The 11,106-nt window shown below is 65.6% G+C and carries 9 protein-coding genes; 3 read left to right on the top strand and 6 right to left on the bottom strand.

All coding sequences use genetic code 11. From position 1 onward, the window contains the following. From VFY73_RS13000 to rpmH, 6 genes are all read right to left on the bottom strand, one after another. Positions 1-1,040, bottom strand: a 1,040-nt coding sequence (locus VFY73_RS13000; RefSeq protein WP_329719330.1) for a tyrosine-type recombinase/integrase, incomplete at its 3' end; no start/stop codon positions are given. Positions 1,041-1,233: 193 nt separating this feature from the next. Next, positions 1,234-2,643, bottom strand: coding sequence for a tRNA uridine-5-carboxymethylaminomethyl(34) synthesis GTPase MnmE (gene mnmE, locus VFY73_RS12995; RefSeq protein WP_329719328.1), 1,410 nt, complete (start codon positions 2,641-2,643; stop codon positions 1,234-1,236). A gap of 243 nt (positions 2,644-2,886) precedes the next feature. After that, positions 2,887-4,608 carry a membrane protein insertase YidC gene (yidC, locus tag VFY73_RS12990; RefSeq protein ID WP_329719326.1) on the bottom strand — a complete coding sequence of 574 codons (1,722 nt, stop codon included), beginning with the start codon at positions 4,606-4,608 and terminating at the stop codon, positions 2,887-2,889. Further along, entirely contained in the window at positions 4,605-4,940 is a 336-nt protein-coding gene (gene yidD, locus VFY73_RS12985) for a membrane protein insertion efficiency factor YidD (protein WP_414654451.1), read from the bottom strand. Before yidD ends, yidC begins: the two co-directional genes overlap by 4 nt. After that, a complete protein-coding gene (locus VFY73_RS12980) occupies positions 4,937-5,443 on the bottom strand; it encodes a ribonuclease P protein component (RefSeq protein ID WP_329719323.1) in 507 nt (168 codons plus the stop codon). Before VFY73_RS12980 ends, yidD begins: the two co-directional genes overlap by 4 nt. A 10-nt stretch (positions 5,444-5,453) precedes the next feature. Further along, complete coding sequence (gene rpmH, locus VFY73_RS12975; RefSeq protein ID WP_324158085.1) at positions 5,454-5,591, bottom strand: 50S ribosomal protein L34; 138 nt, start codon at positions 5,589-5,591, stop codon at positions 5,454-5,456. A 363-nt stretch (positions 5,592-5,954) separates the two neighbouring features. Here rpmH and dnaA point away from each other — a divergent pair, with 363 nt between their 5' ends. The 3 genes from dnaA to VFY73_RS12960 all read left to right on the top strand — a co-directional run. After that, on the top strand, positions 5,955-7,469 hold the full coding sequence (gene dnaA, locus VFY73_RS12970) for a chromosomal replication initiator protein DnaA (RefSeq protein ID WP_329719321.1): 1,515 nt from the start codon (positions 5,955-5,957) through the stop codon (positions 7,467-7,469). A 258-nt stretch (positions 7,470-7,727) separates the two neighbouring features. Next, positions 7,728-8,867: a DNA polymerase III subunit beta gene (gene dnaN, locus VFY73_RS12965; protein ID WP_329719319.1), complete on the top strand. Its 1,140-nt coding sequence runs from the start codon at positions 7,728-7,730 to the stop codon at positions 8,865-8,867. Between the two features lie 120 nt (positions 8,868-8,987). After that, a partial coding sequence (locus VFY73_RS12960; RefSeq protein WP_329719317.1) for a DNA gyrase subunit B occupies positions 8,988-11,106 on the top strand: 2,119 nt, incomplete at its 3' end.

The following is an 11,106-nucleotide window of genomic DNA, read 5'->3' as shown; positions in this document are numbered from 1 at the left end:
ACCCAGCCCTGTTCATGCAGCAAGGTCGACGCGGTGCGGCGCAGGTCGTGGATGGTGAAGGCCGGGATGTCCTGGCCCTGTAGCGACTTCTTCAGTGCCGAGTTGATCGCGTTGTGGGCGAACGGCTTGTTGAGGCTGCTGCGCCCCGGCAGAACAAGCGCGCTGCCGCCGGCCAGTGCGTGCAGCTCCTGGAACAGACTGATCGCCTGGCGCGAGAGGTAGACGATGTGCGGTTTGCCGGTCTTCGACGCTTCGGCGGGGATATGCCATTCCGCCTCTTCGAGGTGGACGTCCTTCCAGCGGGCCAGCAGGAGCTCGGACTTGCGCGACATGGTCAGCAGCGTCAGGTGCAAGGCGACCTTGAACTGACGCCGGATGTTCGATTCCTTGGAGGCGCGCAGGAAGACGCCGATCTCGTGAACCGAAAGGGCCCGCTCACGCGCCTTGGCCTTGAACACATGCCGCATGGGCAAGGCGAGCACCGGGTTGGTGGCGACCTGGCCGCAGGTCAAGGCGTAGTCGAACAGGCGCTTCAACAGGCCGCGCAGGTCGGCGGCGGCAGCGTCAAAGCCCTGGTCCTTCTTCGCCCAGATGATGGCGCGCACGTCCTCGGTAGTGACTTCGCTCATCGGCTTGGCCCCGAGCGCGGGCAGGATCTGCTTGTCGAGATAGCGGCGGGGCATGGTGGTGTCCTTCCGGTCGCGCTGGACGATCTCGCGGAAGAACTGCTCGCTGAACTCGGTCACCGTCTGGGTCTTGGGCGTGGCCGACTTGGCCTCCTGCTTGGCCCGGGCGGGTGATTCACCACGTGCGACAGCGCGGCGGGCCTCGAAATGCCGCTCCCTGGCCTCCTTCAGCGAAACCTCGGGGTAGCTCCCGAGCATCAGCTTTTCGGCCTTGCCGTCGAGCCGGTAGCGGTACATCCAGGTCTTGCGCCCGCTCGTCTTGACCTCGATCACCAAGCCCTCGCCATCGGCGGTTTGATACGTGCCGGCCTTCGGCTTCAGCGCCTTGATGCCAGTGTCGGTGAGTCGTCCCATTCCTGTCTTGTCCCTCGTCTGTGTCCACGGCCCTCCGCGGAGGGTGCGGAATTTAGCTCTGTGGACACAGTCTTGGACACTACATAGGTGGGATGTAAGGGGACTAAATGAGACACCTTGGAATCACGATTCCTTTGGCGACAGGGGTTTAGGGCGGCCGTCGGGACGCGGCGGGACGCCCTAGAACGCCGAACTACTTTCCGATGCAGAAGCGGCTGAAGATCTCGCCCAGCAGATCGTCGGCACTGAAGGCACCGGTGATGCGTTGAAGCGCCTGGTGCGCCAGGCGCAGCTCTTCGGCGAACAGGTCCAGTGCGGCATCGGCCTGAGCGGCGTGTTCAGCAGCGCGGGCCAGGTGCGCACCGGCTTCACGCAGCGCCTCGACATGGCGGCTGCGCGCAATGAACAGGCCTTCGGGCGAGGCCAGGCCGCCGGCGCGTTCGAGCAGGGTGTCGCGCAGCGCGTCCAGCCCGGCACCGGTGCGAGCCGACAGACGCAGGCCCGGTCGCGCGCGTTCGAAATCCCCCACCGAGCCGACCGCATCGGCCTTGTTGAACAGGTGCAGCAGGCGCTCGGGCTCGACCGCGGCGAGCCGCTCGGCGATCAGGGCATCGGCCTGCTGGTAAGCCGGCTCGTCGACCCGCGTCAGGTCGTGCAGGAACAGCACGGCGTCGGCGCCGGCGATCGCCTCCCAGCTGCGCGCAACACCGATGCGCTCGACCTCGTCCGCGGCGTCGCTGCGCAGGCCGGCGGTGTCGGTCACGTGCACCGGCACGCCATGGATCTGGATCGTCTCGCTGACGCGGTCGCGGGTGGTACCGGCGATCGGCGTCACGATCGCCAGCTCGGCGCCGGCGAGCGCATTCAGCAACGAACTCTTGCCGACGTTGGGCTGGCCCGCCAGCACGACCCGCAGGCCCTCGCGCAGCAGCGCGCCCTGGCGGGTGCGGGTCAGCAACTCGTCGAGCTGCTGCTGGATGCGCGCCAGCTGGCCGCGGGCATCGGCTTTTTCGAGGAAGTCGATCTCTTCCTCGGGAAAGTCGAGCGTCGCCTCGACCAGCATGCGCAGGCGCACGATGGCCTCGGCCAGCGCGTCAATCTGAGCCGAGAACGCGCCGGCCAATGAACGGCTGGCCGAGCGTGCCGCGGCTTCGGTGCTGGCGTCGATCAGATCGGCCACCGCTTCGGCCTGGGCCAGGTCGAGCTTATCGTTGAGGAACGCGCGCTGCGTGAACTCACCGGGCTCGGCCAGGCGCAGGCCCGGCAACAGCGGCACGCCTTCGGTCCCTGTTGCGAGCTCCAGGCAACGCGCCAACAGCAGCTGCAAGACGACCGGGCCGCCGTGGGCCTGTAACTCCAGCACGTCTTCGCCGGTGTAGGACTGCGGCGCCGGGAAGAACAGCGCCAGGCCCTGGTCGATGGCCTGGCCGTCGCCGCCGAGAAACGCCCCGTAGTGGGCGCGACGAGGGCTCAACGTGATGCCGGTCAGCGCCCTGGCCAGCGTTGCCAACCCCCGGCCCGATACACGGACGATGCCGACCGCACCCCGCCCGGGGGCGGTGGCGATGGCGACGATGGGGTCTTGGTGGCGGCCGAGGAACACGGCCGGGATTGTCCCCCGAGCGCCGTGCCGCAGCGCATGCGGTGGCGGCCTCGAGGCACAGGTGTTGGCGCGGGGGGAGCGTCGATCATGGCCTTCTTCGACCACGTCCGATCACTCGCTCACCGGAGGCTCCGGGTTGGACCCCGCACCAGGATGATCGTCCAATGGCTGCGGGCCTTGAAGCCCTTGAAATGAAAAAGGCCCCGTCGGACGGGGCCTTTCGTGGCAAGGATCACGAAGCGGTCAGGCGACGCCCAGCCGCTTGTTGATGAACCACTGCTGCGCGATCGACAGCACGTTGTTCGTCAACCAGTACAGCACCAGGCCAGACGGGAAGTAGAAGAACATGAAGCTGAACATCAGCGGCATCAGCCACATCATCTTCGCCTGCATCGGGTCCGGTGCCTTCGGGCCCAGGGCCACCTGCAGCAACGAGCTCAAGGTCATCAGGATCGGCAGCGGGCCGATCGGCATGTCACCCAGCGGGAACACGCCGAACAGACTGTCGGGTTGAGACAGGTCGGTGACCCAGCCCAGCCATGGCGCGCCACGCATTTCGACCGACGCCAGCAGCACCCAGTACAGCGCGATGAAGAACGGCATCTGCACGACGATCGGCAGGCACCCCCCCAGCGGGTTGATCTTCTCTTCGCGGTAGATGCGCATCATCTCTTGCTGCATCTCCTGCGGCTTGTCCTTCAGCCGCTCGCGCATTTCCATGATGCGCGGGTTGACCGCCTTCATCTTGGCCTGCGACTTGTAGGCGCTGGCATTGAGCCAGTAGAACGCGATCTTCAGCAGCACGACCAGCGCAATGATCGACCAGCCCCAGTTGCCCAGCAGGGTGTGCAGATGGTCCAGCAGCCAGAACAGCGGCTTGGCCAGGATGGTCACGCGGCCATAGTCCTTGACCAGTTCGAGGCCCGGCTCCATGGCCTCCAGCTTCTTTTCGTCCTGCGGGCCGGCATACAGCGTGGCCTCGTGGGTCACCGTCGCGCCGGGCTGCAGCGTGTCCAGCGGCTGCACCATTGCCACCGTGTAGTCGTTCCCAATCTTGTTGGTGACGAACTCGCGCTGCTTGCCGGCGGGCAGCAGCCAGGCGCTGAAGAAGTGGTGCTGGATCATCGCGACCCAACCTTCGTTGGTCGTCGCCTCGACCTTCGACGGGCTGGCGCCGCGCTTGTCGATCTCGGCCGGTTCGATCTTCTTGAACTTGCTCGCGTCGTTGTAGACGGCCGGGCCGGTGTAGGTGAAGCCGGTGGACGAGAAGTACGAGGTCGACTGGCCTTCAGGCGGGTTGCCATCGCGCAGCAACTGCAGGTAGACCTTGGGCGTGATCGGCGCATCCGACACGTTGGTCAGCTCATGCTTGACGCCGATCGTGTATTCGCCGCGCTTGAAGGTGTAGGTCTTGACCAGCTTGGCGCCACCGATTTCGGGCGATTCGAAACGCACGCTCAGTTCGTTGGCGCCGTCCTTCAACGTGCGCTCGCCTGGCGCCACCGTGAACGGGCTCAAGTGGCGCGGCAGCGGCGCGCCGCCGGCCGCATTGAAGAAGCCCGTTTGCGCCAGGTAGTGGCGGCTGCCGGTCTGGTCGAACAGCACCACCGGGCGCGACGGGTCGACGCTGTCTTGATAGCGGGTCAGCTCGGTGCGGGTCACGGTCGCGCCCAGCGTGTCCAGCGTCAGCTTCATCACGTCGGTCTGGACAGTGATCTGCTCACTCGGTGCGCTGGCCGCTGCCGCGGCCGGCACACCCGCCGTTGCGGGCACACCACCGGCGGCCGCGACGCTCGCAGCGCCCGCCACGCTCGAGGCCGCAGCGCTGGCCGCTGCAGTGGAGGTCTCGGCGACCGGCATGCCGAACATCGTCGGATGCCCGTTGTGCTTGTTCCACCCGTCCCACAACAGGACGAGCGACATGATGAACACCACCCACAGCAGGGTGCGACGCATATCGGTCATGACAAGGGCCTGGAAAAAGTCTTGGAGGGGTCGCCCACGGTGGCCGCCGGCAACAAATGGGTGAACAGGCGCGGCCGTTCGATCGGAACCGGGTCGCAGCCGCCCTCACACCAAGGGTGGCAACGCAGCACGCGCGCCATGGTCAGGTAGCTGCCAGCCAAGGCACCGTGGCGTTGCAAGGCCTCGATGCCGTAGACCGAGCAGGTGGGTGCGAAACGGCATTGGTTGCCGATCCAGGGGCTCAGCAACAGCCGGTAGCCGCGCAACAACAGCACCAGCGCGTGCCGCGGCACCAGCTTCAACCGCAGCAGGGTGCGCTCACGCCGGCTCATGGCGCGCGCCGGCCGGCCACGGCCCGACTGAACAACTGGGCAATCTCAGCCCGCGTCGCCAGCCGCAGGGGCTCGGACGAGGGACTCAGGAATTCGCGCTTGTCGAACGGCACCCGCAGGCGAACCACCCACAGGCCCGGCGGCAGAGCAGGCGCGTGCTGCGCCATTGCGGCGCGAACCTGGCGCTTGATCAGATTGCGAGTGACCGCTCGCTTGGCGTGCCGCTTGGGCACGACCAAGCCCAGCCAATGCCCTTCAGGCGGTGGCGGAACAGGCGGTGTTGACGATTCATCCACAAGGCCGTCATTGGCAAGGTCGGCACCTGTGGATAACTCTGGTGAAACAGGTTGGACAACCGCCTCGCGAACATCTTTGGCGGTGCTCGCACGCGCAAGCGAAGGCCAGCCGCTCACATGATGAACGGCGAAGTGAGCACTTCGCGAGCGGGGCGCTGTCGCGAGCACGCGTTCGAAATCGGCCGGTCGCACGATGCGGCCGATCATGGCGTGCGCTTTAGACCTGGGACAGCTTCTTGCGGCCCTTGGCACGGCGCGCGTTGATGACGGCACGGCCACCACGCGACTTCATGCGAACGAGGAAGCCGTGCGTACGGGCGCGGCGGATCTTGGAAGGCTGGTAAGTGCGCTTCATGGTGCTTGATTCAGGGAGTTGGAAGGGGCTTCCCAGCCGCCAGAGATCAAGCTTGGCAAAGCTTTAGCGCAGCAGCCTGGGGCCAGCCGAACCCGCTTACGAATCCAGTCAGCCCCCGGTGACCACCCAGCCTGCGCCGCGACTTGCCCCAGCGCCAAGGCTGGGCAAAACGCAAGCGAGCCTGACGGCCCCGATTCGGGAAACCCACTATTAGAGCAAAAAACGTGAGGAGGGTCAAACACTTGCACGGCAGAACGGGGCTTGGCGCGGGGCTTGACCCGCCTTTAAAAACTGTGGATAACCACCGCCTTCGCCCGTCGTTCCGTGCGTAGAATCCGGCCGCTCGATAAGAACTTGTCCACAATGAGCCTTGATCTCTGGCAGCGTGGTTGCGAGCGCCTCGCGACCGAACTGCCCGAACAACAATTTGCTACCTGGATCCGCCCGCTGCCGCCGGCGGACATCACCGATGCCGGCGATGCCGGCGCGGTCGCGTGCCTGCGTGTGCCCAACCGTTTCAAGCTGGACTGGATCCGCTCGCAGTACGGCGCCCGCATCGAAAACGTCCTGAGCGACTTGGCCGGCAAGCCGGTGCGGCTGGAGCTGAGCCTGGCTCCGCGCGAGCCGATGGCCGGGCTGACGATGCGGCCGGCCAACGGCAGTGCCCATACCCGCGTGATGCCGCCGCTGGGCCACCCGAACCAGCCGATCACCGCCGCCCAGGTGCTGGCCAACGCCGCATTGCCGCGGCGCGAAGACAGCCAGGCCGCGGCCGCGGCAGCCGATCTCGCCACGCTGGCGCGCCCCTCGGGCAATGGTGGCACCGCCCACGGCCTGCACCAGCCGCCCGCGTCCAACCGCCATCGCCTGAACACCGCGCTGACGTTCGACAACCTCGTCGCCGGCCGCGCCAACCAGATGGCCCGCACCGCCGCGCTGCACGTGGCCGGCGCGCCTGGCCAGATGTACAACCCGCTGTTCATCTACGGTGGCGTCGGCCTCGGCAAGACCCACCTGGTGCATGCCGTCGGCAATGCGCTGCTGGCCGACAACCCGAACGCCCGCGTGCTGTACCTGCACGCCGAGCAGTTCATCTCCGACGTCGTCAAGAACTACCAGCGCAAGACGTTCGACGAGCTGAAGGCCAAGTACCACCAGCTCGACCTGCTGCTGATCGACGATGTGCAGTTCTTCGCCGGCAAGGAGCGCACGCAGGAGGAGTTCTTCAACGCCTTCGAAGCGCTGCTGGCCAAGCGGGCCCACATCATCATGACCAGTGACACCTACCCCAAGGGGTTGGTGGACATCGACGAGCGCCTGACCTCGCGCTTCGACTCCGGCCTGACGGTGGCGATCGAACCGCCCGAGCTGGAGATGCGCGTGGCCATCCTGCTGGCCAAGGCCCGCGCCGAGGGCACGCTGATGCCTGAAGACGTCGCCTTCTTCGTCGCCAAGAACGTGCGTGCCAACGTGCGCGAGCTCGAAGGCGCGTTGCGCAAGGTGCTGGCCTACTCGAAGTTCTCGCACAAGGACATCTCGATCAACCTCGCCCGCGAGGCGCTGAAAGACCTGCTGTCGATCCAGAACCGGCAGATCTCGGTCGAGAACATCCAGAAGACGGTGGCCGACTTCTACAAGATCAAGGTCGCCGACATGTACTCGAAGAAGCGCCCGGCCTCGATCGCGCGCCCACGCCAGATCGCGATGTACCTGGCCAAGGAACTGACCCAGAAGAGCCTGCCCGAGATCGGCGAGCTCTTCGGCGGCCGCGACCACACCACCGTGCTGCACGCGGTGCGCAAGATCGGCGGCGAGCGTCACAAGAACACCGAACTGAACCAGCAGCTGCACGTGCTCGAACAGACCCTCAAGGGCTGAGCGGGCGCTTTTTTTCGGCCCTGACCGAACTTGGCCCCATTGTCAACGTGCAAGCCTGGGGACAACTTTCGAACAAGCACCCAGTTACCCACAGGCGAAGACCGGCGAGCGAAGTTACTGTCTTTTGACCCCTGTCCAAACCAGCCTCCGGCACACAGGGTTGCCCAGACGCTAAAGCATTGAAGAATCAGGCGAAAATGCGCTTTTCCACAGTTGGCGCCCGAGCCTACTAGAACGACTAAGTTCAAAGAGGAAGACATGATTGTTCTGAAAGCCCCACAAGAAAAGTTGCTGGCTGCCCTGCAGGCCGTGGCCGGCATCGTGGAGCGGCGCCACACCTTGCCCATCCTGGCCAACGTGTTGTTGCGCAAAACCGGCGAAACGATCGAGTTCACGACCAGCGACCTGGAGATCCAGGTCCGCACCAGTGCCAGCCTGGGCGGTGACGCCGGCACCATGTCGACCACCGTCGGTGCCCGCAAGATGATCGACATCCTGCGCACGCTGCCGAGTGACCAGGTCGTGAGCCTGTCCGCCAGCGGCGCCAAGCTGACGTTGCAGGGCGGCAAGAGCCGTTTCACGCTGCAGACGCTGCCGGCCGAAGACTTCCCGCTCGTCAACGAGGCGGTCGATTTCGGCCCGGTCTTCTCGGTGCCGCAAAAGACGCTGAAGACGCTGATCGACCAGGTGCACTTCTCGATGGCGGTGCACGACATCCGCTACTACCTGAACGGCATCCTGTTCGTCGCCGAGGGCAAGACGCTGACGTTGGTGGCCACCGACGGCAGCCGCCTGGCGCTGGCCCAGGCCCAGCTCGAGAGCGACATCCCGAAGCAGGAGGTGATCCTGCCGCGCAAGACCGTGCTCGAGCTGATGCGCCTGCTGAAGGACGGCAAGGACAGCAAGGACGTCGAAGGCAACGAAGCCGACGCGATGATCGAGATGCGCTTTGCCGGCAACCAGGCCAAGTTCAGCTTCTCGGGCATGGAATTCGTCACCAAGCTGGTCGAGGGCAAGTACCCCGACTACAACCGGGTGATCCCGAAGAACCACAAGAACATCATCACGCTGGGCCGCCAGCCGCTGCTGGCCAGCCTGCAGCGCGCCGCGATCCTGACGAGCGAGAAGTTCAAGGGCGTGCGGCTGAACATCGAGCCGGGCGCGCTGAAGATCGCGTCGTCCAACGCCGAGCAGGAAGAAGCCAAGGAAGAACTCGAGATCGACTACGACGGCCCGGCGATCGAGGTGGGGTTCAACGTGACCTACCTGATGGACGCGCTGGCCAACATCGGCCATGAGATGGTCAGGCTCGAGATGCACGACGGCAGCTCGGCGGCCCTGATCACCGTGCCCGAGCAAGAGGGTTTCAAGTACGTCGTGATGCCAATGCGCATCTGACGGCCGCGCGGGGCCTGACCCACCCCCCACCCCTGACCGGCGGGCTTCCAAGCCCGCCAAGCCGTTTTTAAGGGGCTTGCCGGGCCTGTCCCGTGCCGAGCCCCCACCTGAAGAAATGCCATGAGCGACCCCAAGACCCCCACCCCCGGCAGCCATGACGACGGCGTCACCCGGCGCGAGATCCCTTCGCCTGAAGGCCTGGGGGCCTCGACGGGTGCGGAAGCCTCGGCCGCCTACGGCGAAGGCTCGATCCAGATCCTCGAAGGCCTGGAGGCCGTGCGCAAGCGCCCGGGCATGTACATCGGCGACACGTCCGACGGCACCGGCCTGCACCACCTGGTGTTCGAGGTCGTCGACAACTCGATCGACGAGGCGCTGGCCGGCCACTGCGACGACATCGTCGTCACGATCCACACCGACAACTCGATCTCCGTCATCGACAACGGCCGCGGCATCCCGACCGGCGTCAAGATGGACGACAAGCACGAGCCCAAGCGCTCGGCGGCCGAAATCGCGCTGACCGAACTGCACGCCGGCGGCAAGTTCAACCAGAACAGCTACAAGGTCTCGGGCGGCCTGCACGGCGTGGGCGTGAGCTGTGTCAACGGCCTGTCGAAGTGGCTGCGCCTGACGGTGCGCCGCGACGGCAAGGTTCACTTCATCGAGTTCCGCAAGGGCATTCCGCAAGACCGCGTGATCGAGCAGCGTGACGGCTTCGACACCAGCCCGATGAAGGTCATCGGCGACACCGAGAAGCGCGGCACCGAAGTCCACTTCCTGCCCGACACCGAGATCTTCCAGCAGAACAACGAGTTCCACTACGACATCCTGGCCAAGCGCCTGCGTGAACTCTCGTTCCTGAACAACGGCGTCAAGATCCGCCTCGTCGACGAGCGCAACAACAAGGAGGACAACTTCGCCTACGCCGGTGGCGTGAAGGGCTTCGTCGAATTCGTCAACAAGGGCAAGAAGACCCTGCACCCGAACATCTTCCACGCGGTCGGCGACAAGACCAGCGACCAGGGCACCAACATCGGTGTCGAGGTGGCGATGCAGTGGAACGATTCGTTCTCGGAGAACGTGCTGTGCTTCACCAACAACATCCCGCAGCGTGACGGCGGCACGCACCTGACCGGCCTGCGCGCCGCGATGACCCGCGTCATCAACAAGTACATCGACGACAACGAGCTGGCCAAGAAGGCCAAGGTCGAGATCGCCGGCGACGACATGCGCGAGGGCCTCGCCTGCGTCGTCAGCGTCAAGGTGCCCGAGCCCAAGTTCTCGAGCCAGACCAAGGACAAGCTGGTCAGCTCGGAAGTGCGCGCGCCGGTCGAAGACATCGTTTCGCGCCTGCTGAACGACTGGCTGCTCGAGAACCCCAACGACGCCAAGATCATCTGCAGCAAGATCGTCGACGCGGCACGTGCGCGCGAAGCCGCACGCAAGGCCCGCGAGATGACGCGCCGCAAGGGCGTGCTCGACGGCATGGGCCTGCCCGGCAAGCTGGCCGACTGCCAGGAGAAAGACCCGGCGCTGTGCGAGATCTACATCGTCGAGGGTGACTCCGCAGGTGGCTCGGCCAAGCAGGGCCGCGACCGGAAGTTCCAGGCCATCCTGCCGCTGCGCGGCAAGATCCTGAACGTGGAGAAGGCGCGCTACGAGAAGCTGCTGAGCTCTAACGAAATCCTGACGCTGATCACGGCGCTGGGCACCGGCATCGGCAAGGGCATGGGCGGGGACGATTTCAACCCCGACAAGCTGCGCTACCACCGCATCATCATCATGACCGATGCGGACGTCGACGGCGCCCACATCCGCACGCTGCTGCTGACGTTCTTCTACCGCCAGATGCCCGATCTGGTCGAGCGCGGCCACATCTACATCGCGCAGCCGCCGCTCTACAAGGTCAAGCACGGCAAGGCCGAGCAGTACCTGAAAGATGCGCACGCGCTGGACGAATACCTGCTGAAGGTGGCGCTCGACGGTGCCCGCGTCGAGCCGGGCGACAACCGCCCGCCGATCATCGGCGACGAGCTGGTGCAGAAGGCGCAGGCCTACGTGCAGGCCACCAACGTGATCGACCGCCTCAGCGCGTGGATGGACGTGGAAGCGCTGCGCGCGATCAGCGACGGCCTGACGCTGATCACGGCGCTGGGCACCGGCATCGGCAAGGGCATGGGCGGGGACGATTTCAACCCCGACAAGCTGCGCTACCACCGCATCATCATCATGACCGATG

This window comes from Ideonella sp. (genome assembly GCF_036277275.1).
Taxonomy (GTDB): Bacteria; Pseudomonadota; Gammaproteobacteria; order Burkholderiales; family Burkholderiaceae_C; genus Ideonella.
Note: the sequence above shows the minus strand (reverse complement) of the source record. Positions and strands in the feature narration are given on the sequence as shown.

Bases quoted from the DNA above. Each gene is read 5' to 3' on its own strand.
- VFY73_RS12980 (WP_329719323.1), bottom strand. From the start codon at position 5,443: ATGATCGGCCGCATCGTGCGACCGGCCGATTTCGAACGCGTGCTCGCG.
- yidC (WP_329719326.1), bottom strand. From the start codon at position 4,608: ATGACCGATATGCGTCGCACCCTGCTGTGGGTGGTGTTCATCATGTCG.
- dnaN (WP_329719319.1), top strand. From the start codon at position 7,728: ATGATTGTTCTGAAAGCCCCACAAGAAAAGTTGCTGGCTGCCCTGCAG.
- dnaA (WP_329719321.1), top strand. From the start codon at position 5,955: ATGAGCCTTGATCTCTGGCAGCGTGGTTGCGAGCGCCTCGCGACCGAA.
- rpmH (WP_324158085.1), bottom strand. From the start codon at position 5,591: ATGAAGCGCACTTACCAGCCTTCCAAGATCCGCCGCGCCCGTACGCAC.
- yidD (WP_414654451.1), bottom strand. From the start codon at position 4,940: ATGAGCCGGCGTGAGCGCACCCTGCTGCGGTTGAAGCTGGTGCCGCGG.